Source organism: Pseudomonas sp. KK4, assembly GCF_001984065.1.
Taxonomy (GTDB): domain Bacteria; phylum Pseudomonadota; class Gammaproteobacteria; order Pseudomonadales; family Pseudomonadaceae; genus Aquipseudomonas.
Genome location: NZ_LYVP01000076.1, coordinates 1 through 25,463, shown reverse-complemented (window position 1 = coordinate 25,463; position 25,463 = coordinate 1). Strand labels below are relative to the sequence as shown.

The following is a 25,463-nucleotide window of genomic DNA, read 5'->3' as shown; positions in this document are numbered from 1 at the left end:
CACCCGAGGACCCTGTGGGAGCTGGCTTGCCAGCGAAGGCGGCGGCACATTCAACATCCCTTTGCCTGGCACACCGTCTTCGCGAGCAAGCCGCGCTCCCACAGAGGGTTTGTGTCGGTCCCGGTTTTTGCATGCACCCGAGGCCCCTGTGGGAGCTGGCTTGCCAGCGAAGGCGGCGGCACATTCAACATACCTGGGTCTGACCCACCGCCATCGCGAGCAAGCTCGGCTCCTACAGGGGGGTTGTGTCGGTCCCGGTATTTGCATGCACCCGAGGACCCTGTGGGAGCTGGCTTGCCAGCGAAGGCGGCGGCACATTCAACATACCTGGGTCTGACCCACCGCCATCGCGAGCAAGCTCGGCTCCTACAGTTTTTGCGTCGTCCACAAATACTGCATCCACCCAAAAACCTGTAGGAGCGAGGCTTGCCCGCGATGAGGCCGGCACAGTCAACATCGCTGTGCCTGCCCTACTCAGTAAAAAAGGGAGAAGTGTGTATCGCCAATCCCCGGCACATTGCGCGCCGGGGGGCGCTTCGGGCGGCGGGGTTACAGGCTGATCGCCGAGGATCGGGCCTGGTGACGCGGGCAGCTGTCTGGCTGGGTTGCGGTGGCAAGGTTCACCCTGGTGCTGCCAGGTTCACTGCCCGAAGGCTCGGAGGACACTTGAGCCCGTGGCAGCAGAAAGTGCGCCAACGCCGGCAGCAGGATCAATGCGCCCAGCATGTTCCAGATGAACATGAAGGCCAGCAGAATGCCCATGTCGGCCTGGAACTTGATGGGCGAGAACGCCCAGGACGCCACGCCCAGCGCCAGGGTCACGCCCGTCAGCATCACCACTTTGCCGGTGAATGTCAGTGCCCGGTAGTAGGCTTCGGACAACGTGGCACCCTGGCGAAGCTGGCCCAACACAATGGTCAGCACATACAGCGCATAGTCCACGCCGATCCCGACCCCCAGGGCGATGACCGGCAAGGTGGCGACCTTGATCCCCATGCCCAGGGAAACCATCAAGGCCTCGGCGAGGATCGACGTCAGCGCCAGCGGCACCACGGCACATACCACCGCGCGCCAGGAACGAAAGGATATGAAGCACAACAGGATCACGGCGCCGTACACCCAGAACAGCATTTCATGGCTGGCCTTCTTCACCACGATGTTGGTCGCCGCTTCGATACCGGCGTTGCCCGCGGTCAGCACGAACTTCACCCCATCGCTGTTGTTCTTCGCGGCAAAGGCTTCGACCTTGTCCACCACCCGGGTCAGGGTGTCGGCCTTGTGGTCCTCCAGGTACACGAACAGCGAAAGCAGGTTGCAGCCCTGGTTGAAGATTTCACGGGGCGTGCGGTTGGCGACGGTGTTCAGCGTCCACTGATTCGGCACCAGTTCGTACCACTTCGGATTGCCTTCGTTCATGCCGACCGTAATCCGCCGGCTGAGCAAGGGCAACGAGTTGCTCCCTTCCACGCCGGCCACGTCGTGCAACTCCCACTCCAGCGCATCGACCAGCGACTGGGTTTTGTACGAGGTGCATTGATCGTTCGGCGTTTCGACCATGACCACCAGCACATCGCTGCTCGCCGAATAGGCCTTGGCCATGAACGCGTTATCCAGGTTGTAACGGGAATCGGCACGCAGCTCAGGCGCCCCGGGATCAAGGTCGCCCACCTTGAGGTGCAGGCTGACCATGAACCCGGCCACCCCCAGAATGATCGAAACCACCACCGCGACCGTGGCCCATTTACGCTCGGTGAACAGATCGAGAAAACGCCATACCACGTGCTTCTCGATCCCAGCCGCCTCCCCCGCTTCATCCCTCATGCTGCGCACGGCGGCATTGCGGCTGACACCGGTGAAGCTGAGCAACACCGGCAGCAGAATCAGGTTGGTGAAAATCAATACCGCCACGCCGATGCTCGCGGTAATGGCCAATTCCTGAATCACGCGGATGTTGATGACCAGCAACACGGCAAAGCCCACCGCATCGCAGAGCAGCGCAGTCAGACCCGCCAGAAACAGACGCCGGAAGGTGAAGCGCGCGGCCACCAGTTTGTGCATGCCACGGCCGACGTCCTGCATGATCCCGTTCATCTTCTGCGCGCCGTGGCTGATGCCAATGGCAAAGACCAGGAACGGCACCAGGATCGAATAGGGATCCAGCTCGAAGCCCAGCAACGGCAACAGCCCCATCTGCCAGGTCACGGCGATCAGCGAAGTGGCCACCACCAACAGGGTGCTGCGAACACAACGGGTGTACCAGTACACCGCCGCCGCAGCGATCACGATGGTCAGGAAAAAGAACCACAGCACCAGACGAATGCCGTCGATCAAATCACCCACCACCTTGGCAAACCCGGTGATGTGCAGCTCCACGCCCTGGGCCCGGTATTTGTCCCTCAGGGCTTCCAGATGCTCGGAAAACTGCTTGTAATCCAGGGCTTGCCCGGTTTCCGGGTTGACGTCCAGCAACGGCACGAAAATGATGCTGGACTTGTAGTCCGAGGCCACCAGTTGCTCTGCGTCGCCGGAGCGTTCGACGTTGGTACGGGTCTGGTCGATGCTTTGCGGCGACTGGTCATAGTTGTCCGGAATCACCGGGCCACCGTCCAGGCCTTCTTCGGTTACCCCAAGCCAACGGGTGTTCGAAGTCCACAGCGATTTGAGAAACGCGCGATCGACACCCGGGATCAGGAATACTTCGTCGTTCAGCTGCTTGAGTGTCTCCAGATACGCCGCATTGAAAATCGTACCCTGCTTGACCTCGACGGCAATTCGCACCGCGTTGCCAAAGCCCTTCATGTCGCCTTTGTGCTTGAGGTACTGCTCGATGTAGGGATGCCCCGTGGGAATCATCTTTTCGAAATCGGCATTGAGCTTGAGCCGGGTCGCATAAAAACCCAGCACCAGGGTCACCAGCAGGCAAACCACCAGCACCATCACACGATGGTTGAAGAACAACCGCTCCACCACGGAGCCGGATCTTTTATCGAACGCTTCCAGGCTGCAGACCACAGGTCTGGCATCCGCGCAATTATCAATCTTCATTGTTCACTCCCGACAACGCTGGCCAAGCTAACCCTGGTAACACCACGCATTCCCACCACCACCAGGCCGCCATCGGCCGATTGGGTGATGCCTGCCAACGGCGGCAATTGTTTTAGCGGCGATAACTGAAAACTGTTGCCCTTGTCGCGACTGAGCAGCAACTGGCCTGATTGATTGACCAGCACGATCCCTCCCTCCCTGAGCTGTACGCTGCCGGTAATGGAGGCACTGGACGGGACATCGACTTTGCTCCATTCGGCGCCGCTGTCGCTGGAGCGATAGGTGCTGCCACGCAAGCCGCTGACCAGCAGATGGTCGTCTGAACTGACGACCAGATCGAAGTAGCTGCCCTCGTAAGGCGTCTGCACCGCTTCGAAATCGGCGCCGTCGTTCTGCGAGCGAAATACGCTGCCTTGTTCGCCGACGATGTACAGGCTCGAACCGCTGCCAGCCATGGAATACAGGTGCAAACCGCTCGGGTTGTCGATGTGGGTTTGCCATGGTTGCCAGTGCTGGCCGCCATCGTCGGTGCGCAGGATGAGGTTGTAGGAACCGAGGATGTAGCCAGTGCGCTTGTTGACGAAATGCACGTCCAGAAAGGGTTTGTCCGGGCCGTCGGCCACCATCAGCTCGGCCGCCTTGACCTGGCGTTCCAATTGCTCCGGATCTCCCTCCTTGCCTTGCAGGCGCTTCTGGGCGACGCGCAGCAGGGTCTGGGCCAGTTCGATGCCGTCGAACTGCTTTTCCCAGGTTTCGCCGCCGTCCTTGCTGTGCAACAGCACACCGCCATGGCCGACGATCCAGCCCTCCCTGGCATCGACGAATTGCACGGATGTCAGCGTTACGCTGACAGGAACTTTGGCCTGGCGCCAGGTGGCACCGTTATCGTCCGACAGCACGACGATGCCGCGCTCGCCGACCGCCACCAAACGCTCGGGGGTCGACGTCACCGCCACCAGCACCGCGTTTTCGGCATGGGGTGACCGTTGTGCCGGACGCGCCAGTGGCCCTGGCACGGCAGCGTATGCCGTCCAGGATAAGGCAAGCGATAACGCGGCAGTGAGCAAGGCACCGACCGTTCGATTACAGCGCATAGACATTCTCCAGCGTTTTTATAATTGTCAGCTGACGCAGTGCGCCTGTTTGATCGACCCACTTCCATCGGGTGTGCGGCGCGCAACACCCTGGGTACCTCGACTGGATAACTTCAATGCTTCGCTGGCCTGGTTGCAGGAGCGACCGGGCTCCTGCATTTTCCCTGGCATGCCCTCACGTCAGAGTCAGGGTCAGCGCACGCCCTCACCCGACATCGCCTCAGGCGTGAAGTCGGCCGACTTGACGTCCGACAGCATCTTGAAGTGATAGGTGTAGGAAGGGTTTGACCAGTCCGTGGCCCCCACGCCGCTCCAGCCACCGGTCTGCAGGTTGTGGGTGGACCACTGCAGGTTGGGGAACACGAACGGGCCATCCATCATCAGGAACGGCAAGGCAATCTGGGTGCGCCACAACTGCCCCTGGCCGTCCCAGCCATCGGCCAGGATCGCGCCCCACGTGTCTTCGTCCAGGTAGTAGCGACGCTTGGGCACCACGTGCCGCTTGCCCGGGGCAAGGTCGGCTTCAACCACCCACACGCGGTGCAATTCCCAACGGGTCGAATCCGGGTTGATGTGGTGTGGCATCAGTTGTTTGTCGATCGACACGTTCTTTTGCAGGAACTTGTTGTTGTTATAGGGAATGTAGATCTCCTTCTTCCCCACCAACTTCCAGTTGTAGCGGTCCAGGTCGCCGAGGAAGATGTACGACTCGTCGTAGTACTCCATCCCCGAGTTGACGTCCGAAGGCGTGTCGTAGCCCAGGGTCGGCGCCTTGCGCACCCGGCGCTGGCCAGGCAGGTATTGCCAGGCCTGGCGCGGCTTGTTGACCGAGTCGATCAGCACGAACTGCTCACCGGACTTGATGGGCGGATCGGTCATCCACACGCGCAGCAGTTCGGTCTGGCCCTTGAAGGTGTCCAGCGTGCCGCTCTTGTTGTAGTAGGGGTACATCGCCTTGTTATAGCCCCGGACCGACAGCACCAACTTACCGTCAGGAGTGCCGACGTAGTTGTTGAAGGCATAGGAAGTGGCCTCGCCCACAAAGGTCAATTTGTGGTTCCACATGGCTTCGGCGCCGTTCTTCGGAATCGGAAAAGGCACGCCGCCATAGGCGCCTTCGACCCAGACATTACCGTCAGTCAGCTTGGCGCGGGTGGCATTGGCGAAGGTATTGTCGTACACCCATTGCGGTGCGGCCGCGGTGCGGTGGGTCGGGTACACGTCCAGGCGATAGCTGTCGGGGTACTTCTTCAACATGGCCTTGATGCCGTCACTCAGCTTGTCGGCATACTGGTCCATGTTCTTCGCATTGATGGAGTACAACGGCTTTTCGCTGGCGAATGGGTCAGGTCGCGAATCGCCATTCTTGTAGCCGGCCGGCACCGTGGTGTAACCGCCATCCCAGGCAGGGATGGTGCCTTCCTTGTTGCCTGCCTTTTCCGCGCCCATGGGGGTCAGGGTGGACTTGAGCTGTGCGGCCTCGTCAGGGGACACCGCCGCGAAAACCTGTGGGGTCGCGAACATGACACTCCACAACGCGGCGCACAACATCGTGTGTTTAGCTTGCATCTTCACATCTCCTGCTCGGCTTGTTGTTATGACTAGAGCGAACGTTGCACAGAGAACGCGATGAAATCGCGGTCCTTGAGGGATTGGTCGTAGGAGTAGGACTGGACCGCTGAGTTGGCGGGTACCACGCCTGTGTCTTCGGTGCCGAAGAAGCCGGTGTACATCAGGCTGAATTTCCAGGTTTTCAGGTAATCGGCCTTGAGCCCGACACTGAAATCACCGCCATGGTTGACGCTGAACCCCGGGTTGATCACCGAAGATTTGCCGAACAGCCCATAGCCGACGCCGATCGGCACCGTGAGGTCGACACCGTCGAGTACCTGGTAGTAGGCCGGCTCGAAAATCATGCGCAGCGCGCCGGCATCGCGGGTCGCGTTCGGATCCAGCGCATCGGCGTTCTTGGTGATGCTCAGGCGACGGTTCCACGCCACTTCGCCGAGGAAGTTACCGCCCTCCCACAGCGGGCCGGCATCGAGCAGCGCGATCCACGACACCTGGCCATGGGCCGTTCTGCCGACGGGATAGAGCGGATGGTTGTTATTGTTGATTTCTTCGCCCGGCAGCACCGTGATCGAGCCGGCATGCGGCACCAGCGGCATATTGTCGCGAACCGAAAATTCACCCGCGACGTTGGTGTCACCCACCGTCGTACTGAAGCTAACCCCCAGCGCCTTGATCTTTTCCGGGTACACCAGCTCGTAGGTGGCCGGCGCGAACGCCGGGCTCAAGCTGGCATGGACCACCGGGCTCTTGGCGTTGTACTGGATGGCATACAGACCGAATTCGGCGTCGATGTCTTCAGGCCGGTAGCGCAGTTGCAAACCGCCCTGCCCCGAGTCGCTGGCCTTCTTGTCTTTACCACGGACAAAACTTGAGCCCGGCCCGACCAGAATCTGTTCGCCACCGTCGTCGAGGATGTCGACGGTGGAAAAGTAGCTGCCCGCTGCCGGCAGACGATCGGCTTCCCAGTGAACCTGGTAGTAAGCACCGAGCGCCAGGTTGTCTCGCAGTTGGATCTGCCCGGAAATCTGCGGCACCGGGCGCACCAGTTCCTTGAACTGCGTGCCCGGCACCGACAGCAACTTCACGATATCGGTCGGCGCCTGGCCACCCGCAATCCCGTTAGCGCCGTAGAACAGACTTTCGCCGTACAGAACGGTGTGTTGGCCGACACGCAGGGTCGCCGGCATGTCGCCGATATCGGTCTTGCCGAACACGAAGGCATCCAGCAGTTCAGCCTTGCGACCGTGCAACTTCTCGGTCTCGGAGGTGAACTCGTTGTAATCGACGGAGTTGGAGTTATTGGTAAACGGAGAGTCGTTGTCGTTCTTGCGGTTGTAGATGCTGTCGTACCAACCGGCACCACTGACGCGAAGTCCCATATTGTTCTTGGTCAGATCGAACTCGGAAAAAAGATCCACCCGATTGGAGATCATGCCCTTGTCGAAGTTGCGATCGCCGTCGTCCTGGTTGGCATCACCGGTGAGTTTCGAGGACTGATCCTTGACGCGCCAGGCGGCGCTGTACTTGAAGGTGTTATCCCAACGGATCTTCAGGTCTTCCACGCCGGTATTGAACTCGAACGCGTTCGCCATGGGTGTGGCGAGTGTGGTCATTGCGGTCACCACCGCACAGGCCAGCGCCCGATATTGAAACGAATGATTTTGCTCGTTGTGAAACTCGGTGCACGCCAGCGCACTGATCGTTCTTGTTGTATTGACGTTCATTTTCTCTTCACCAACTTAGTTATTATTAGTGCGTTTGGTTTTGAAGAAGCCGTGACGCTCGCCGGCCATTGAGGCAGCGAATTTTTCAGTGGTTTTCAATCCTTGGAAGTTGTCGACTCAGTGCGTCAGGTTGTTCACCATGCCGTGGTTCCGCCGTCGATTTTTATATCCGTGCCGGTAATGAAAGAACTTTCATCCGAGGCGAGAAACAGCGCGGTTGCCGCCACTTCCTCGGGTTTACCGATACGTCCCAACATGATCTTGCCGACCATGACATCCACCCACTCAGGGTCTTCCAGCAACGGCAGTGTCTGTTTGGATTCGATCAGACCGGGGGAAATGCTGTTGGCACGCAAGCCGTATGTGCGGCCTTCCATCGCCAGTTGTCGGGTCATGGACAGCACCGCGCCCTTGGCCGCCGAATGTGCGATGCCCGGCAGCATGCGATAGGTCGACCAGGCCGACACCGACGCGGTGTTGATGATCGAAGAACCAGGCCGCTTGATCAGCTCGGGCCAGGCGGCACGCACCAGGTGGAACACCAGATTGAGTTCCTGGTCGATGGTGCGATGCCAATCGAAATCGGAGATCTCGTCGACCCATCCGAAGTAGGCCATGGCGGCGTTATTGAACAGCACGTCGACGCGGCCATAGGCCGAGACGGCCAGGTCAACGAGCAGCTTGCACTGACGCGTATCGGTCAGGTCACACTCGCTCAGGGAAACCATGTCCCCGCCTAACGACAGCACCTCGTCGACCGTGGCCTGGGCGGCCTCGCGATTGATGTCGCAGCCGACCACTTTCGCACCCTGGCGGGCGAACATCAGCGCCGCAGCGCGCCCCATCGAACCACCGGTGCCGGTGATGATACAAACCTTGCCCTCAAGACGATCACTCATGACGTTTTCCTGCATCGTGGAGAGTCAGCCCTTGCGGTCAGCACCTGATGCGGACCGAAAAGCAACGATCGACAAGGCGTCTGGCTCATTCACCGTTGACCCAGAACAGACGCGGATCAAAGGGTAGAGCCTGCATGACCTTGTCGATGCCGCGTGGAGCGGCATCGTCTGTCAGGCGACGTTTTTTTTCGCGCGCATACGGCCCAGCGTGGTGTTCACCGCTTCGCAATAGGAGGTTTCCATGCCTTCGGCAAAGGCCTTTTCTTCTGCGCTGCCGGCTTTCACGCCCTCCAGGGAGAAGGTGAAGGTAAAGCGCAGGAACAGGGTGCCGTTCTCTTCTTCGATGATGTTTTTGATGATGCCGCGGGCCCCGCCGGAAATGCGCACGAACTCCACACGCTCCTGCGGGAACAGCGTGATCAACTCTTGCAGGGTTTCACCGTGCAGCACCACTTCACGAATGAACGGACTTCCGCCTGGGGCCTCTTCGACAATCTTGCATTGTTCGATCGGGCGGACATAACCGATGGGATTGCGCGCCTTCTCTTCCAGGCCTTCCCAGACCTGCGCCCGGCTCAACACCACTTCACCGGCCGGATTGACTTCCAGGCGCTTGCTTACATTGATCATATTGCTCACCTTTTTATTATCAAATAATGCCGTTGCTCAGTGGTGAGCAGCGGCACACCACAAAAATGTGCGGGTTGCCCAGCAGCGCTTTATCAGATGGCCAGGTAGCCGCCATCCACCGACAGGGAGGTTCCGGTCACGAAGCTGGAATGGTCGGACAGCAGCCACAACGCGGCGGCCGCGATTTCCTCGGGCTTGCCGAAACGACCGATGGGATGGCGCTCACGCAGTGCCTGAAACTGATTGGCAAAGTTGTCTTCCTGGCTCAGGCGCAGAATCATCGGGGTTTCGATGATCCCGGGAAGGACGGCGTTCACGCGGATTCGATGAGGCCCGTAGTCCACGGCGGCGGCCTTGGTCAGGCCCAGCACACCGTGTTTGGCAGCGATGTAATCGGAGGCGGCGGCGATGGCCACGGCGCCCAGGGCCGAAGCGGTATTGACGATGGACCCACCGCCGGACACGAGCATCGCCCGGATCTGATGCTTCATGCAGTAGAAGACGCCGGTCAGGTCGACCCTGATGATTCGATCCCAGGCCTGGGCGTCGATTTCATGCAACGGCAAGTGGCTTTGCTCGATGCCGGCATTGTTGAACGCGCCATGCAAAACGCCAAACCGATCGACCACTTCGTCGACGGCGGATTTCACGGCAACCTCGTCGGTGACATCGCAAGGGATGGCCACCGCGATGCCCTGGTTGGACTGGACGATTTCGACGATATCGTTCAAACCGGCAACATCGCGATCGAGCATGATCACCCGGGCGCCCGCTTGTGCGAACGCTATGACCGAGGCTCTGCCGATGCCACCGCTGGCGCCGGTGACAATGATATTGCGTTGGCTCAAATCATTCATGACTGGATTCCATTGGCAACGTTTTTGTTATTCATCTCGTTGTTGGCCAGTGCTGCACAGAAAGCTGTTCGCCGCCTGTTGCCTACAACCATGACTGCCTTTGCTGATGCTCCTGCTCGACCCTGCGGGGCCAAGCAGTGACTCAACTTTAGGTAGCCGGTCGGTCACTGACTAGATCGAGAAATCACTAAAGACTGTTGCGCGAATGCACCAATGAAAGCCTTCCGCTGCCGAACGGGTCCATGCTCAAATGCTGCGAGAACAGGGTCAGCGCAGGAGCATGTCCGCTCCCGCAGAAGGCAACGAAATGCCGGTGGAAAGGGAGACTGTGTGTGAATGACCTGAACGACCTCTATTACTTCGTCCTTGTCGTCAGGCACGGTGGATTTTCACCGGCGGCCAGAGCCACCGGCATCGAGAAAACCTTGCTCAGCCGGCATATCGCCTTCCTCGAAAAACGCATTGGCGCCCGCCTGCTGCACCGCACCACGCGCCAGGTTTCACTGACGGAAGCGGGTCAGCATTTCTACGCACTGAGCCAGGCTGTGGTCGAAGGCGCGCAGACGGCCTATGAGAGCGTGGAACACATGCGCCGCGAGCCGGTGGGCCTGGTGCGCCTGAGCTGCCCCCAGGTCATGGCCAAGACCTACCTGTCGCCACTGCTGCCCCGGTACATGGCAACCTTCCCCAAGGTTCGCCTGGAGCTCAGCGCGGTGGACCGCGAGGTCGATCTGTACGAAGAGCGACTCGATATCGCCCTGCGCGCGCGTACGCACATCGAAGAGTCCGCCGGGCTGGTGGCGAAAACCCTGGGCAGCGCAAGGCGACTGATGGTCGCCAGCCCCGGGTTTCTCGATCGTCTGGGCCGCCCTGCCACCGTCAGGGCACTCTCGAGCCTGCCGACGCTGTGCCTGCCGGCCGACCTGCACGATGGGTCCGGGCGCTGGCTGCTGCACGACGGCGCGAACGAAGAGGTACTGATCCCCCACACCCCCTGCCTGATCTCCGACGATTTGAGCATGCAAATGGATGCGGCACTCAATGGCCTGGGGGTCGCCATGCTGCCCGAACCGATCGTGGTCGCCGCAGTTCGCGCCGGAGCACTTGAGGTGGTGATGCCTGCGTGGGCCGGGCCGCCGCACCTGATTCATCTGCTGTACCCAAAACCCAAGGGCATGCTGCCGTCGGTGCGCAGCGTGATCGACTATCTGGGCCTGCATTTGCCGCAGCTGATTCTCGAGGGCACCCTCGCCCACCGAGCCTCGACTTGAGTCATTGCCACTGTGCCTGCTGGCTCTTGAGGACCGCACTCATCATCTCCCGCAGCCACTTGTTCTGCGGGTCGCGATGAAAACGATCGTGCCAGTACAGGTCGATCTCGAACGAGGGAATCTGCAACGGCAACGGCTGGATCACCAGCGGGAAGTAGCGCGCCAGTGTGTTGGCCAGCGCACAGGGCAACGTCCAGATCACGTCGGTTTCCAACAACAGGTGCGGGCTGGACAAGTGATGGGGCAAGCGAATCCTGATGCAGTCCGCTCCCCCCGCATCGATCAAGGCGCGCTCCAGCGCCTGGTGCCCCGTACCACCGGCCTCCACCAGCAAATGGTCACGGGCAATGAAATCGTCCAGCGTCATGGTTTTGTCGGCCAACGGGTGCTCACGACGCATGACACAGACGTAGTGCTGTGAAAACACCGGCAAACGATGGATATCGGTCTGCAGGGTCGGCATGTAACCCATCGCCAGATCGATTCTGCCGGTGGCCAGGCCATTGAGGGTCTCATCCATGCCGCCGCCGACCGTATTCATCCGTGCCATGGGCGCGACCCTGGCCAGTTCCTTGAGGATCGGCGGCAGGCACACCACTTCACCGACGTCGAGCATTCTGACGGTGAACGATTTGCGGCACAGCCCCGGATCGAACTCGACCATCTGGCTTTCCGCGGCCCGGATCAGCATCAGCGACTGCAACAGGCGCGGGGCAATCTGTGCGCAAAAGGGAGTGGGCTCCATCCGCCGGCCCACCAGCGTGAACAGCCGATCACTGTAGGTCTGGCGCAGCCGCTTGAGACTGTTGCTGACCGCGGACTGAGTGAGGCCGAGATTCTGCGCGGCGATCGACGTCGAATGGTCGCGCCACAGCGCCTCAAAGATGTACAGCAGATTCAGGTCTTTCATGACGGCGCCTTGATCACATCGCCCGCAAACTCGAACGCCTGCCAGCCGCCCTCATCGAGGCAGCTGACAGGCAATGACAGGTCAATCCGCCGTTGAAAACTAGACAGCTGCGCGGATCAGATAGCTGTCAGGCACACCGGCGAACACCGGGGACAGGTCGATGTTGATCCGGTAATCCCTGATCAGCCGATCGGCGTTGAATCGCAGTACCACGCAGCACGGCACGCCGACGGTCACGCCATCGTGCCGGGTGTAGTAACTGTCGAATTCCAGAAGGGTCACGTCATCGAGTACCCATACCCCGGTCATGACGTGTTCGAGGGTTTCAATCTGCGAGTAGAAGGCGCCGACACCCTGCTCGATGGCGGCCTTACCGACCAACTTCGGCGCATTGCCGAATCGGAATTCGACGTCGTCCGCCAGGTAACTCAGGAAGCCCTCGATGTTTTTGCTGTCGATGCAATCGAACATCGCTTTCATTGCGTAACTCATGCAGCCATCCTCATTTTTGTTGTTGTTTTCTCAGCCCGACTCTATTTTCGGCGCGGCGATACCGCAATACGGCAAAATCACCAAAGCGCGTTGCACCAGCGCACCAATCACGCACCAGCCGGCCCGCTCAGTACCCGGCAAGCCCTTCCCTCGCCCATGCAGCCTCCAGTTCGTCCCGGTGCTGTGGGGCGGCGATGCTCAGCATCTTGTCGACCCTTTGCTTCAAGGTCAGCCCACGCAGGTCGGCCACGCCGAATTCGGTGACGATGATCCCGGCATCACTGCGAGGGATGGTCACCGGGCCCTTCAGGCGGGCGACGATTCGACTGTGGCTGCGAGCGCTGGCCGGCAGCGCAATGATCGGCAACCCGCCCCGGGAACGGTGGGCACCACGAATGAAGTCCAGTGATCCGCCCACGGCGCCCAGGTAACTGCCCGCGGCGACCTCGGAGTTGACCTGACCGGTCAGATCGACCTCCACCGCCGAGTTGATCGCCACCAGACGATCGAGGCTGGCCAGCACCTGAGCGTCGTGGGTATAGGCGCTGGACCGCATATGGATAGACCGGTTGCGATGGGCGAACTGCGCCAGTGCCTGGCTGCCGATCAGCACGCCGCCCACACTGAGCCAGGGGTCCCTGCTCTTGCGTGAATTGTTGACCACACCGCTTTGCATGAGTCGCATGACACCGTCGCCGATGCTGCCCGAATGCACACCCAGATTGTGGTGGTCGTCCAGGGCACTGAGCACTGCATCCGGTATGGCACCGATGCCCGTCTGCAGGGTCGAGCCGTCTTCGACCAGCGCGGCGATGTGGCGGGCGATTTTCATGTCCACCTCGCGAATGCTCGCGCTGTCACTGGCCAGCGGTGGACGGTCTGTGTAGACCACAGCGTCCAGTTCATCCAGCCCCAGGGTGCGCTCACCGTAGGTACAGGGCGTCTGCTGATTGACCTCGCCGATCACCACGGCGGCCTGTTCCAGCGCGCAGAGCAAGTATTCGCTGGCCAGGCTCAGGCTGTGCCGGCCGTTGGCGTCCGCCGGCGAAAGCTGCAGCATCAGCACATCGACCCGCAGCTTCCCTGAACTCAACTGCGATGCCATTTCCGAGTAGTGACAAGCAAGAATGTCCAGCACGCCGGCGTCGGCCAGGGCGCGATTGGCACCGGCACCGCAATAGGCGAGAAAGTCCACGGCATCGGCATGTTCGGGCCGACAGGTGTCGCTGTTGGCAATGCCCAGCAGCACGCGGATACGCTTGAAATCATGACGCTGGGCCATGAGCGCGCGGGTCAGGGTCAGCGGCTCGGCGTTCGCCTGTCCCCATAACACCGTGTCACCAGGGCGGATCAGGCTGGAGAGGTCCGGTGCATTGGCATTTAATTCGAGAGGCATGAAAAAACCCTGGCAATAGCGAGCCGGGCCCTGTGGTGCAGGACCCAAGGCAGACAGGGCTCAAATGGAAACGGGCGGCCCGTGGCGGGCCGCCGCGACAATCAGAAAATCGACGACGGGTGCTTGGCCAGCGGCGTGACTTTGATCTTCATGAATGGAAACAGCGGCAGGCTGGACAGCAGGCTGTGCAGCTCGTCGTTGCCTGCGACATCAAAAATGCTGATGTTCGAGTACTCGCCCACGACCCGCCACAGGTGCGGCCACTTGCCCGATTCCTGGATCTCGATGGCCCGCGCCTTCTCCGCGGCCTTGATGCGTTCCACTTCTTCCAGCGCAATGTCACGGGGAATACTGACGGTCATTTCTACGCAATACAGCATGTTGAACTCCACGATATTGTTGTTGAACGAGCGCCCCCCTTACCGGCGGCGCAAAACTTCAAACCAGCTCTTGGGTGACGAAAGGCTTGAGCTGGCCGATGAAATACTTGCCATGCTCGAACCAGGCCTTGCGAATATCGGAGTCCATGTAGACCTGATACTGCTCCTCACTGGCAAACCAGCATTCACCGATCGCGTCGATGCGACCGACGTCCAGGTACGGCACGTGGGTGTCGGTAGGGTTGCCGGCAACCAGTCGCACTTCGTATTTGTGCAATCCCGGCATACCGGCGGACATCTGGAAATGCACCACGCACTCTTTGCGAAACTGCTCGTGGCTCATGCTTTCCGGTTTAACCAACAGATAGAGAATACGAATCATGGGGACCTCGATGAATGGCTGAAGACTGGCGCTCAGACGGTCTTCGGCGTTGTGGAATGGGTGGGGTCAGCAGCACTGGCGTCCGGGTCCTGCGTATCCAGCACCTCGATGCTGATGCCCTTGGTTTCCGGTAGCAACAGCAGGGCCACCACTGAGATTGCGTAAGCACCCAGGCAGAACAGGCCGATGGCCTGGGCGAGGCCGACGTGGACCGAAAGCAGGCCGACGCCGGTAATCGCGGTCGCCCCCAGGGATTTGCCGACGTTGTAGGAGAAACCCATGCAAGTGGTGCGCACGGGGGTCGGGAACAATTCGCTGAGGAACGGCCCCAGCGCCGCGTACATGCCGATGGCGGCAAACCCTACCAGGAAGCCCATGACATGGGTGACCCACGGATTGAGTGGAATCATCATGTAGGTGACGGTGACAATCCAGGACACCAGCGACAGCGCGATCAGCGTTGGACGTCGCCCCAGCCTGTCGGCCAGATACGCGGTGCTGGCAAACCCGGCAAAGCAGCCCACCGCCATGACCAGTATGGTTGCGATCAAGGAACCGGACTCCACCCCTCGGTCCTTGAGCAAGGACGGTATCCACACCAGGATCACATAGCTGCCGGCCTGCAGGCCGACCACCAGCACACTCGATAGCAGGGTGAGCCTGATGTACTGCGGCTTGAACACGGTCCAGACCGATGCCTTGGGCGCCTTGCTCGCAGCAGCATGAACGAACGCGTCGGAGTCGGTGACGTGTCGGCGAATGAACAGCACGACCAGGGCCGGGATCACACCGAACCAGAACGCCACGCGCCATGCCAGTTCGGCCGGGAACTGGCTGAGAATCACGGTGATGATAATCACCGCTGCCGCCCAGCCCAGTGAAAAGCCTGACTGCACGAACCCCATTGCGCGACCGCGGTACTTGGGGTTGATCACTTCAGCCATCAGCGCGGCGCCCACCGCCCACTCCCCGCCAAAGCCGAAGCCTTGCAGGGTTCGAGCGATCAGCAGCTGTTCGAAGTTTTGCGCGAAGCCCGCCAGCACCCCAAAAAAGGTGAACCAGACGATAGAGAAAATCAGAATGCGCACACGACCGTGCCGGTCACTGAGGATGCCCGCGATCCAGCCGCCGACGGCCGCCGACAGCAAGGCTGCGGTACCGACCATGCCCGCCTCGGCCTTGGTCAGGCCCCACAGGGCAATGATCGTCGGCAGCAGAAAACTGAACATCTGCATGTCGTAGGAATCCAGTGCCCAACCGGAGTAGCAAGCCCAGAATGTCTTGCGTTCGCGAGGCGAGCCTTTTCTGTACCAATCGAACATGTTGACTTTCCTTATTGTTATTGGCGATCTGCTCATGGCCGGCGTGGGCCACTGCATCGTTATCCCGGGGCTGTATCACCACCGTGATCGTGCATTTGCAGCATGAGGAAGTTTTTCCCGGCTGCCCATTTACACTTGTGGAAGCCCCTCTTTCGCAATACCGAACACCCCGTCAATCGGTCGCTGCCTCCACCCAGAGCTCCTGCACCCTGCTCGCGACCAGGCGGCCATAGCGTTGGTAGATGCGCGTACTGACCAGGCTTCGCCCCGACAGGCTACGCACCGGGTCACTCAGAAACAGCAGCCAGTCGTTGGCATCGATGGCCGGGCTGTGGAACCACAGGGTGTGATTGAGGCTGCTGACGCGACAGTGCTGCCACGCCTGCGTCGTCATGGTCGAGGGAACCGGCCATCGAGTCAGTCGGCAATCGGACATGTAGGCCAGGGCTGCGTGGTGCAGACAGCCCTCCCCCGGCAGCGCGTGTTTCAAGCGTACCCAGACAGCCGATTCGCCATGTTCGGCCACCCCATCGCATTGCGACTGGAGGGCGATCGGGCGCACGTCCAGCATGGGGTGGTCAATCATGCGCAACCGCAAACCCTCGCCAGGATTCGCGTCGATCGTTGCCCGCTCGGCCAGGGTGGGCAGTGTGTCCGGCGCCGGCATCTGGCGGTCCAGGTGATGGAACCGGCCGCTGTCGACACCGGGCTGCTGGAAGGATACATGGGCGCTGAGCACCAGGCCGGTGCCCTGCACTGCATAGACGTGTCGATTGGATAAGCGTCGATCGTCCTGCAACGACTCCACGCTGTACTCGATGGCACCTTGCGGGTCCGCGTCATGCAAAAAGGTGCTCTGCAGCATGCCGGGGCTGCGCCCGCCTGCGCTTTGCGCCGCCGCCCACAGTGCCTGGGCGATCAACTGCCCGCCGTGCAACCGCCCATCGGCATCCAGGTCACAGGCATGGCTGCGGTAGCGGTTTTGCCCATCCGCGTCCAGTGCCAGCAACTCGGTCAGATCCCGCTGATCCCAATAGTGTCTGGATGCATGCAGCGGCCGGTTCACCACTTAAGACTCGGCCGCCAATGCGCAGGCAACGGCAGAGAAGTCCAGGGGCACGGGCGTCAGCGCCTGCAGTTGCTCGGCGGTCGTGTCGCCGACCAGTTCCAGCACCAACACACCCCTGTCGGTCAATTCCAGTGTCGCCAGATCGGTATAGACCCGGCTGACACACCCCAGACCGGTGAGCGGATACGTACAGCTGGACAGGAACTTGCTCTGCCCGTCCTTGTTCAGGTGATCCATCATCACAAAAATGCGCTTGGCGCCGATCGCCAGGTCCATCGCCCCACCGACTGCCGGAATGGCGTCCCTGGCGCCGGTGTGCCAGTTGGCCAGGTCGCCGTTGGCCGCCACCTGGAAAGCCCCCAGCACGCAGATATCCAGGTGACCGCCGCGCATCATTCCGAAAGAATCGGCATGGTGAAAAAACGCAACGCCGGGCAACGGCAGGATCGGCTCCTTGCCGGCGTTGATCATGTCCCAGTCTTCCTCACCGGCGGGCGCCGCCACCCAGCGTCCGAGCACGCCGTTTTCGCTGTGCAGGAAGATGTCCTTTTCCGGCGGCAGGTGGTTGGCCACCAGGGTTGGCAGGCCAATCCCCAGGTTGACATAAGCCCCCTCGGGAATGTCTCGAGCGACGCGGGCAGCCATTGCATTGCGAGTGTCTTTGTCCATGTCGCTCATCCCACCTGCTGCTGTGCCGGCGCCACTTCGGTGCGCTGGACGATGTGTTTGACGAAGATACCGGGGGTGATGATCCGCTCGGGATCGAGCTCACCGAGCTCCACCACACGCCCGACCGAGGCGATCGTATTGCGTGAGGCCATGGCCATGATCGGGCTGAAATTGCGTGCGGTCTTGCGATAGGCCAGGTTGCCCCAGCGATCGCCTTCCTCGGCATTGATCAGCGCGTAGTCAACGTGGATGGGGTACTCCAGGACATAGTTGCGCCCTTCGATGTTGCGGGTCTCCTTGCCCTTGGCCAGCAAGGTGCCGAAACCGGTGGGGGTGTAGAAACCGCCGATGCCACAGCCCGCTGCACGCAGGCGCTCGGCCAGATTGCCCTGGGGGACAATCTCCAGCTCGATCTTTCCGGCGCGGTAGAGCGTTTCGAACACATGGGAGCCGGCCATGCGCGGGTAGGAGCACAGGATCCGTCGCACGCGACCCGCCTTGAGCAGTGCGGCCAACCCGGTATCGCCCTGGCCGGCATTGTTGCTGACCAGCGTCAGGTCGCTCGCGCCCTGGGCGATCAATGCCTGGATAAGGTCGTCAGGCATGCCTGCACCGCCGAAGCCGCCCACGGCAACCACGGCCCCGTCGGGAATGTCCGCCAGTGCATCGATCGCGCTGGACAACAGCTTGTTAATCATCGCTATACATCCTTTCTCGTTCTTGGGGCCAGGCCGGAGTCTGGCAAGCCGTGCAAGGCGCTACCCCGCGTTGGAATCAGCTTGCCAGTGCGACCCATGGCCCACAATTTCGGACTTCGAAAGGGCGGATTAACGTTCGATTAATGGCTGCCAGCGGCCAGCGGCGCGCAGGCAAAACCATGCCCGTGCACAAAAGCGCAGGCAGGGTTCAGGGAGCAATTGAAGGACAGTCAGACCGTGCGATAGCGCTCGATCAGCGAGTCGGCAAACTCACGGGCAAAGGTCGAGAGGCCATCGAAATCCTGGGCGCACAGCTGGAAAGTGCGCACCGCCCAGGGGTCGAGCAATTGGCAGGCGCCGATACCCTGCCGGCCTTTGAGCCGGTCGTAACTGGCCTGCGGCACGATCGCAATGCCGGCACCGGCCTCAACCATGCGGAAGATGGCGTCGGAGCTGGCGACCTGCACACGGATCGTCAACGGCAGATGCAGCGCAGCCGCGGCGCGACTGAGAAACACATTGATGGCGCTGCCCTCGAGCAGTGACACGAAGGCGTACTGCAGGGTTTCCTTGAAGAACACCTCCGGGCGCAACAGGATCGGATGATCCAGCGGCGCGATGACCATCAAACGGCTGGAGACCAGCGGCACACTCTGCAAGCCGTCGGTGACCACGCTGCCGGACACGATGCCCAGGTCGGTACTGCCTTCGCGCACGGCACGCACGATGTCATCGCTGAGCCGTTCGCGCATGTCGATGTGCACATCGGGATGGCTGGTCAAATAGTCGCCCACCACCGGTGGCAGGTATTCCGTGATCGCGGTGGTGTTGGCCTGCAGACGCAACTGCCCCTTGAGCCCGTCGGTGTATTGCTGAAGATCGCCGGTGAGCATTTCCAGCTGGGACAGGATGACCCGCGCGTGTTGCAGATAGGTCTTGCCGGCGTTGGTCAGGGTCACCCCTTGAGGCGAGCGTTCGAGCAGACGCACGCCGAGGTTTTCTTCAAGATTCTTGATGCGGTTGCTGGTCGCCGGTACCGAAAGGAAAGAGCGCTCGGAGCCGCGGGTGAGACTGCTGGTTTCCGCAATGTTGATGAACAAGCGGAAATCGGTGATATCGAAATGCATCGCCATGGTCGGACGGTTCCTGCCAAGTGAGACTTACTGTACTCACAGTACATTGAGTCTGCCTAGTGGCATTCATCATGGCTGCGGCCGAACCGGCCGCAGCTATTGTTCAAGCAAGGCGAACCGGCAAACGTCATTGCCAGTGCGAAGGCTCGAAGACGAATCCGTCACCCTGACGACGGATGAAACCGCAATGCGGCTCACCGAAATGCACGGGCATGATCAAGGCCTCGCGGTCGGCGGCGGTGTTGAGGAACGCCATGCGGGTGCGGCGGGCGATGTCTTCCCAGATGCAGTACCCGGAGTTGATGTCTGGCCGCACGATCTGAATCGGGCTATGCAGGATGTCGCCACAGAAGATCCCTTCCTGGCCCTGCGAGCGCACGCGGAACGCCACCTGGCCAGGGCTGTGCCCAGGCGCGGCCTCCACCACCAGGCAATCGGCGATTTCTTCCCCCGGGGTCATCATCTCTGCAAGCCCCTCATTGACGATCGGCATCACGCTGTCGAAGAAGGACTCGCCAAACACGTCGATCACACCGGCCTCTTTGTTCTTGCCCTGGTGGCAGAAATCGAAGTCATCCTTGGGCAGGTAGTAACGTGCATTGGGGAAGGTCGGCACCCAGCGCCCGTCCTGCCAGGTGGTGTTCCAGCCCACATGGTCGGAATGCAGGTGCGTGATGACCACATGGGTGACTTTTTCAGGCGGCGCGCCGGCGGCGATCATCCACTCCTTGACCAGGGTGTTGAGCATGTTCATGCGGGCAATGCCCGGACGGGGCTTGAGGTTTCCCACCCCGGTATCGATCACGATAATGTTGCTGCCCGCGTGCACCACCCAGAACTGAATGGTCACCAGCAGCTTGTTCATGTGCTCGATCCAGTGGTTCGGCGCCATCAGCTCCCGATGCGCTTGCAGTACGCCCTCCTCCATGCCCGGAAACAGGAAAGCCGGATCATGGGTCGGCCCCGCGTACTCGAGAATCCGGGTCACTTTAATGTCTCCGATCATGCGGGACTGCATCATGGCACTGCACCTCAAGGCTTATTGTTAGATCGCGGCTGCGCCGCAAATTTTTCCCGATTATCCGTCGCGGGCACCGACTGCGCAGTTCAAATCTCGTTAACGGCACCTTAAGAAGGGCTTAAGTCGATTCACGCTGCGCAACAGGCCCCCTGTATCAGAGGCGTTCGAACAACGCCGCCAGGCCCTGGCCGCCGCCGATGCACATCGTTTCCAGACCGTAGCGCGCCTCGCGGCGGCGCATCTCATGCAACAGGCTGGTCATGATCCGTACGCCCGTCGCGCCGATCGGATGCCCCAGGGAAATCCCCGAGCCGTTGACGTTGACCCGCGAATGATCCTCCAGCCCCCAGGCCTTGAGCACGGCGAGCGCCTGGGCGGCGAACGCCTCATTGAGTTCAATCAGGTCCAGATCGGCGAGGCTCAACCCGGTGCGAGCAAGCAGCTTGTTGGTAGCCGGCACTGGCCCGATGCCCATGCGCGAAGGTTCACAACCCGCGGCCGCCCAGTCAACCAGGCGGGCCATCGGCGTCAGGCCGTGGCGCGCCGCATAGTCGGCCGACACCACCAGGCAACCGGCCGCCGCATCATTCTGCTGACTGGAGTTACCCGCCGTGCAGACGCCTTCAGGGCGAATCAAACGCAGGGCTTTCATGCTCTCGAGGCTGGCGTCTTCACGGATGCCCTCATCCATCGATACATGCGTGACACTGCCGCGCTTACCGGGAACATCCAAGGCGACAACCTCGTCGGCAAAACGCCCCTCCCGCCAGGCAGCTGCCGCTTTGTGGTGACTGCGCACGGCAAATTCGTCAGCCTCCTGGCGGCTGATGCCGTAGTCCTGGGCCAGGTTGTCGGCGGTTTCCGGCATTCCGGAAATAGGACCGAAACGCTCCAACGGCTGTGAACGTTCGCGGCCGCGCTCGAGCCTGTCGTGAAAGCGAACGCTGCCGGCGCGCGCGCCCCAGCGCATATCGGTGCTGTAGTACTCTATATTGCTCATGCTCTCCACCCCCACCACCAGCACCGCTTCGGCACGACCGGTCTGGATCTGCATGGACGCATCGATCACCGCTTGCAGGCCGGAGCCGCAGCGACGGTCAAGCGTGTAGCCGGGCACTTGCACCGGCAGGCCGGCGGACAAGGCCGCGTAACGCCCGATGCAGGGTGCTTCGCTGGATGAATAGGATTGCGCCACGATGACTTCGTCGAGCGAGTCCCCCGGCACGGCGGTGCGCGCCATCACTTGCTGGATCATGAAGGCTGCCAACTGCTCGGCCGTGAGCGCGGCCAGTGCGCCGCCAAACTTGCCGATGGGCGTGCGAAGGGGTGAAACGATCAGCGCGTCTTTCATTGCAGCTAAACCTCGATGGAGTGGGCAATGCCGACAGCATGGGCGGTGTTCGAAGGCGTCGGCAATTTTGCATCGCGAAAGCCCGCCTTCCAGTTGGCTTAAGCAGGCGCGGCTCGGCCCGCTCGACCTTCTTAGCCCATGGTTGATCCCCTCTTCCGCAAAAGCTAATTCCCCCTCTGCTCAAGCTCCCAGCATCATGCATCGCACAACTTCAGCGGATGCAAGACATGCTCAGTTTCGATCCATCCCAATGGCTGGGACGTACCCAGGAGGTACACGACCAGCTCAGCCGTAACCTGATCCAGCGTATTGCCGCAACCTTCAATGTCGAGGCGCCAGGCCACGGCGAAGAACTGCCATGGCTGTGGCACTGGTGTTTCTTCAACGAGCCGGTCAACAGCAGCGACCTGGGGGTGGATGGACATCCGGCACTGGGCACCTTCATGCCGCCAGCCCACGGGCGCAACCGGATGTGGGCCGGCGGGCGCCTGGCGTTCATCGAGCCATTGCGCGTCGGCGCAGAAGCCACACGCAAGACACGCATCGAAAAGATCACACAGAAGCACGGCAACACCGGCTCGCTGCTGTTCGTCACCCTCAAGCATGAGTACTGGCAGGACGGCCAGCTGTGCATCTCGGAAGAACAGGACATCGTGTACCGCGAACCGAGCCCTCCCAAACTGGGCCACGGCGAACCGGTGCCCGAACAGCAATGGCAGGAGCGTGTCAGCCCTACCCCGGTGCTGCTGTTCCGCTACTCGGCATTGACCTTCAATGCCCATCGCATCCACTTCGATTGGCCCTACGTCACCGAGGCCGAAGGCTATCCCGACCTGGTGGTGCACGGTCCGTTGACCGCCACCCTGAGCATGACCGCGTTCGTGCGCGCCAATCCATTGGCCCGCGTGCGCAGCTTCTCTTTCCGCGGGTTGCGCCCGCTGATCGCCCCGGACGACTTCCAGCTCGGTGGTCGCCATACCGGTTCCGGTACAGCCCAGTTGTGGGCGAACAACGCCAGCGGCCTGTGCCAGCTCGCCGAAGTGCAATTCGACTGACTCTATAAAAACGCGCCCGCCTCGATAGCGGACGCCCATCCGAGGAACGTTCCATGAGCCAACGTAACAGCGAAGACATCAAATCCATTCGTGAAGGGGTCCGCGCCCTGTGCGCCGAGTTCGACGCTGCCTACTGGCGCAAGATCGATGAAGAAAAGGGCTTTCCGGAAACGTTCGTCAGCGCCATGACCCAGGCCGGCTGGTTGTCGGCCATGATCCCCGAAGCGTACGGCGGTTCGGGCCTGGGCCTGGCCGAAGCCTCGGTGATTCTGGAAGAAGTGAACTACTGTGGCGGTAACTCCGGCACCATTCACGGCCAGATGTACAACATGTTCACCCTGCTGCGTCACGGCAGCGAAGCACAGAAAAGCTATTACCTGCCGAAGCTGGCCAGCGGCGAACTGCGCCTGCAATCGATGGGTGTGACCGAGCCCACCACCGGCACCGACACCACGAAGATCAAGACCACCGCTGTTCGCAAGGGCGACAAGTATGTGATCAACGGCCAGAAGGTGTGGATCTCGCGAGTCCAGCATTCGGACCTGATGATCCTGCTGGCTCGCACCACGCCACTGGCCGAGGTGACGAAAAAATCCGAAGGCATGTCGATTTTCCTCGTGGACCTGCGCGAGACGATCGGCAAGGGCCTGACCGTTCAACCCATCGCCAACATGGTCAACCACGAAACCAACGAGTTGTTCTTCGACAACCTCGAACTGCCGGCCGACAGCCTGATTGGTGAAGAAGGCAAAGGCTTTCGCTACATCCTCGACGGCCTCAATGCCGAACGCACGCTGATCGCCGCCGAGTGCATTGGCGATGGTCGCTGGTTCACCGAAAAGTCCAGTGCCTATGCCCGCGACCGCGTGGTGTTCGGGCGCCCCATCGGCCAGAACCAGGGCGTACAGTTCCCGATCGCAGAAGCGCACATCGAGATCGAAGCCGCTGACCTGATGCGCTGGAAAGCCTGCGAAGAGTACGACAGCGGCCAGAATGCCGGTGCCAGTGCGAACATGGCCAAGTACCTGGCCGCCAAGGCGTCCTGGGAAGCTGCCAATGCCTGTCTGCAAACCCATGGCGGGTTCGGTTTTGCCTGCGAATACGACGTCGAGCGCAAGTTCCGCGAAACCCGTCTGTACCAGGTCGCACCGATTTCCACCAACCTGATTCTTTCCTACGTCGCCGAGCACCTGCTCGAGCTGCCACGTTCGTTTTAAGGGAACAGGCGTATGCAAAACCCAGTGATGCGTTCTGCTCTTTTCGTCCCGGGCAATCGCCCGGAACGCTTCGCGAAGGCGTTGGTCAGTGGCGCGGATATCGTCATCGTCGACTTTGAAGACGCGGTCGAGGAACAGCAAAAGGCCAGGGCTCGCGCCAATCTGAATGCCTTTCTCAACGACAACCCAGACGCCCGTGTGTGGGTGCGCGTGAACAAGGCCGGGCATGCCGAATATCAGGCTGACCTCGAAATGTGCCTGCACCCGGGAGTCGATGGGATTTTCCTGCCCAAGGCCGAGAGCGCCGAGCAACTGCTGCGCGTGGCGACAACCGGCAAACAGGTGATCCCCATCATCGAAAGTGCGCGCGGCCTGGATCAGCTGCCGGCCATGGCTCGGGTACCGGGTGTGGTGCGTTTGACCTATGGCCGGCTGGACCTTGGACTCGACCTGGGCCTGACCGTGACCAGTTATGGCGCAGAACGCATGTTCGACCAGGTCAGGTACGCGCTGCTGCTGCAGACGCGACTGGCCGGTCTGGACGCCCCACTGGAAAGCGTGTTTGCGAACATCGAAGACAGTGAGCGCCTGCTGCATTACGCCCGCACGGCCGGGAACATGGGCTTTGCCGGCATGTTGTGCATCCACCCCAGACAGGTGGCCGTGGTGCACAGCGCACTGGCGCCGAGTGAGCAAGATCTGGCCTGGGCGCGCCGTGTGCTCGAGGCGGCGGACGGCCGAGGCGCATTCAAACTCGATGGCGAAATGATCGACGCGCCGGTGATGGCCCGCGCCCGACAGTTTCTGGCCCTCGGCGCCGGGGCCGCCCCGCCCAAAAGTGACGGTGGTCGCTGACCGCTTCGAAGTACCTGATTCAAGAGACACCCATGACGAGTTGCCTGCGCCGGTACGCCCACGACGCCCACCGGCGGGGGCAACTCAGGAGGTATCCCTGCGGCCTGCTGATGCAGCATTGCCGACAGTCGATATTGCGTAAACATTGCCTGGAGCACCCCTCGGTATGAGAGTTTTGGTCTCGATAAAGCGCGTGGTCGATTACAACGTGAAAGTTCGCGTCAAGGCGGACAATTGCGGCGTCGACCTCGCCAACGTCAAGATGTCGATGAACCCCTTCTGCGAAATCGCCGTGGAAGAAGCGGTACGCCTGAAAGAAAAGGGAATCGTGAGCGAGATCGTCGTGGTGTCGATTGGCCCATCCACCGCTCAAGAGCAACTGCGCACCGCGCTGGCGCTGGGTGCCGACCGCGCCATCCTC

At 61.1% G+C, this 25,463-nt stretch carries 23 protein-coding genes and 1 pseudogene; 5 read left to right on the top strand and 19 right to left on the bottom strand.

Features of this window, described 5'->3' with window-relative positions:
• Nucleotides 1–549 precede the first annotated feature (549 nt).
• The 7 genes from B0W55_RS21255 to B0W55_RS21225 all read right to left on the bottom strand — a co-directional run bounded on the left by B0W55_RS21255 (nucleotide 550) and on the right by B0W55_RS21225 (nucleotide 9,821).
• Nucleotides 550–3,045 (bottom strand): RND family transporter, encoded by a 2,496-nt coding sequence (locus B0W55_RS21255; protein WP_077047877.1) that lies wholly within the window; start codon nucleotides 3,043–3,045, stop codon nucleotides 550–552.
• Nucleotides 3,042–4,139: a YCF48-related protein gene (locus B0W55_RS21250; protein WP_175645536.1), complete on the bottom strand. Its 1,098-nt coding sequence runs from the start codon at nucleotides 4,137–4,139 to the stop codon at nucleotides 3,042–3,044. Before B0W55_RS21250 ends, B0W55_RS21255 begins: the two co-directional genes overlap by 4 nt.
• 192 nt (nucleotides 4,140–4,331) lie before the next feature.
• Complete coding sequence (locus tag B0W55_RS21245; RefSeq protein ID WP_077047875.1) at nucleotides 4,332–5,708, bottom strand: DUF1329 domain-containing protein; 1,377 nt, start codon at nucleotides 5,706–5,708, stop codon at nucleotides 4,332–4,334.
• A 32-nt stretch (nucleotides 5,709–5,740) separates the two neighbouring features.
• Nucleotides 5,741–7,435 carry a DUF1302 domain-containing protein gene (locus B0W55_RS21240; protein ID WP_083743215.1) on the bottom strand — a complete coding sequence of 565 codons (1,695 nt, stop codon included), beginning with the start codon at nucleotides 7,433–7,435 and terminating at the stop codon, nucleotides 5,741–5,743.
• A 134-nt stretch (nucleotides 7,436–7,569) separates the two neighbouring features.
• The gene (locus B0W55_RS21235; protein WP_077047874.1) at nucleotides 7,570–8,334 is read right to left on the bottom strand and encodes an SDR family NAD(P)-dependent oxidoreductase; all 765 of its coding nucleotides are present in this window, start codon (nucleotides 8,332–8,334) and stop codon (nucleotides 7,570–7,572) included.
• A 171-nt stretch (nucleotides 8,335–8,505) separates the two neighbouring features.
• Nucleotides 8,506–8,964 carry an SRPBCC family protein gene (locus B0W55_RS21230; RefSeq protein ID WP_077047873.1) on the bottom strand — a complete coding sequence of 153 codons (459 nt, stop codon included), beginning with the start codon at nucleotides 8,962–8,964 and terminating at the stop codon, nucleotides 8,506–8,508.
• Nucleotides 8,965–9,056: 92 nt separating this feature from the next.
• The gene (locus tag B0W55_RS21225; protein ID WP_077047872.1) at nucleotides 9,057–9,821 is read right to left on the bottom strand and encodes an SDR family NAD(P)-dependent oxidoreductase; all 765 of its coding nucleotides are present in this window, start codon (nucleotides 9,819–9,821) and stop codon (nucleotides 9,057–9,059) included.
• A 332-nt stretch (nucleotides 9,822–10,153) separates the two neighbouring features.
• Here B0W55_RS21225 and B0W55_RS21220 point away from each other — a divergent pair, with 332 nt between their 5' ends.
• Entirely contained in the window at nucleotides 10,154–11,092 is a 939-nt protein-coding gene (locus tag B0W55_RS21220) for a LysR substrate-binding domain-containing protein (protein ID WP_077047871.1), read from the top strand.
• A gap of 1 nt (nucleotide 11,093) precedes the next feature.
• Here the strand turns inward: B0W55_RS21220 and B0W55_RS21215 are convergent, their stop codons facing one another.
• The 12 genes from B0W55_RS21215 to B0W55_RS21160 all read right to left on the bottom strand — a co-directional run bounded on the left by B0W55_RS21215 (nucleotide 11,094) and on the right by B0W55_RS21160 (nucleotide 21,915).
• A complete protein-coding gene (locus B0W55_RS21215; RefSeq protein ID WP_077047870.1) occupies nucleotides 11,094–12,002 on the bottom strand; it encodes a LysR family transcriptional regulator in 909 nt (302 codons plus the stop codon).
• Between the two features lie 99 nt (nucleotides 12,003–12,101).
• A complete protein-coding gene (locus tag B0W55_RS21210; protein ID WP_077047869.1) occupies nucleotides 12,102–12,494 on the bottom strand; it encodes a nuclear transport factor 2 family protein in 393 nt (130 codons plus the stop codon).
• 127 nt (nucleotides 12,495–12,621) lie between these two features.
• Nucleotides 12,622–13,890, bottom strand: coding sequence for an acetyl-CoA hydrolase/transferase family protein (locus tag B0W55_RS21205; protein ID WP_077047868.1), 1,269 nt, complete (start codon nucleotides 13,888–13,890; stop codon nucleotides 12,622–12,624).
• 101 nt (nucleotides 13,891–13,991) lie between these two features.
• Nucleotides 13,992–14,270 (bottom strand): muconolactone Delta-isomerase, encoded by a 279-nt coding sequence (gene catC / locus B0W55_RS21200; RefSeq protein WP_077047867.1) that lies wholly within the window; start codon nucleotides 14,268–14,270, stop codon nucleotides 13,992–13,994.
• Nucleotides 14,271–14,328: 58 nt separating this feature from the next.
• Nucleotides 14,329–14,652: a 4-methylmuconolactone methylisomerase gene (locus B0W55_RS21195; protein WP_077047866.1), complete on the bottom strand. Its 324-nt coding sequence runs from the start codon at nucleotides 14,650–14,652 to the stop codon at nucleotides 14,329–14,331.
• 32 nt (nucleotides 14,653–14,684) lie between these two features.
• The gene (locus B0W55_RS21190) at nucleotides 14,685–15,974 is read right to left on the bottom strand and encodes an MFS transporter (protein WP_077047865.1); all 1,290 of its coding nucleotides are present in this window, start codon (nucleotides 15,972–15,974) and stop codon (nucleotides 14,685–14,687) included.
• Nucleotides 15,975–16,146: 172 nt separating this feature from the next.
• Nucleotides 16,147–17,040 carry an acyl-CoA thioesterase II gene (locus B0W55_RS21185; RefSeq protein ID WP_256576366.1) on the bottom strand — a complete coding sequence of 298 codons (894 nt, stop codon included), beginning with the start codon at nucleotides 17,038–17,040 and terminating at the stop codon, nucleotides 16,147–16,149.
• Nucleotides 17,041–17,043: 3 nt separating this feature from the next.
• Entirely contained in the window at nucleotides 17,044–17,721 is a 678-nt protein-coding gene (locus tag B0W55_RS21180) for a 3-oxoacid CoA-transferase subunit B (RefSeq protein ID WP_077047864.1), read from the bottom strand.
• Nucleotides 17,718–18,410, bottom strand: coding sequence for a 3-oxoacid CoA-transferase subunit A (locus B0W55_RS21175; RefSeq protein ID WP_077047863.1), 693 nt, complete (start codon nucleotides 18,408–18,410; stop codon nucleotides 17,718–17,720). The genes B0W55_RS21180 and B0W55_RS21175 overlap by 4 nt, the downstream gene beginning before the upstream one ends.
• A 230-nt stretch (nucleotides 18,411–18,640) precedes the next feature.
• A complete protein-coding gene (locus B0W55_RS21170; protein WP_077047862.1) occupies nucleotides 18,641–19,543 on the bottom strand; it encodes a LysR substrate-binding domain-containing protein in 903 nt (300 codons plus the stop codon).
• A 127-nt stretch (nucleotides 19,544–19,670) separates the two neighbouring features.
• Nucleotides 19,671–20,564, bottom strand: coding sequence for an MBL fold metallo-hydrolase (locus B0W55_RS21165; RefSeq protein ID WP_077047861.1), 894 nt, complete (start codon nucleotides 20,562–20,564; stop codon nucleotides 19,671–19,673).
• 154 nt (nucleotides 20,565–20,718) lie between these two features.
• Nucleotides 20,719–21,915 (bottom strand): acetyl-CoA C-acetyltransferase, encoded by a 1,197-nt coding sequence (locus tag B0W55_RS21160; RefSeq protein ID WP_077047860.1) that lies wholly within the window; start codon nucleotides 21,913–21,915, stop codon nucleotides 20,719–20,721.
• A 227-nt stretch (nucleotides 21,916–22,142) separates the two neighbouring features.
• On the opposite strand from B0W55_RS21160, the gene B0W55_RS21155 reads away from it, so the two are divergent.
• From B0W55_RS21155 to B0W55_RS21140, 4 genes and pseudogenes are all read left to right on the top strand, one after another.
• Nucleotides 22,143–22,970: a MaoC family dehydratase N-terminal domain-containing protein gene (locus tag B0W55_RS21155; protein ID WP_077047859.1), complete on the top strand. Its 828-nt coding sequence runs from the start codon at nucleotides 22,143–22,145 to the stop codon at nucleotides 22,968–22,970.
• Between the two features lie 53 nt (nucleotides 22,971–23,023).
• On the top strand, nucleotides 23,024–24,187 hold the full coding sequence (locus B0W55_RS21150; protein ID WP_077047858.1) for an acyl-CoA dehydrogenase family protein: 1,164 nt from the start codon (nucleotides 23,024–23,026) through the stop codon (nucleotides 24,185–24,187).
• 12 nt (nucleotides 24,188–24,199) lie between these two features.
• A complete protein-coding gene (locus B0W55_RS21145) occupies nucleotides 24,200–25,042 on the top strand; it encodes a CoA ester lyase (RefSeq protein WP_077047857.1) in 843 nt (280 codons plus the stop codon).
• Between the two features lie 166 nt (nucleotides 25,043–25,208).
• Nucleotides 25,209–25,463, top strand: a pseudogene (locus tag B0W55_RS21140) (electron transfer flavoprotein subunit beta/FixA family protein); the annotation flags it as partial.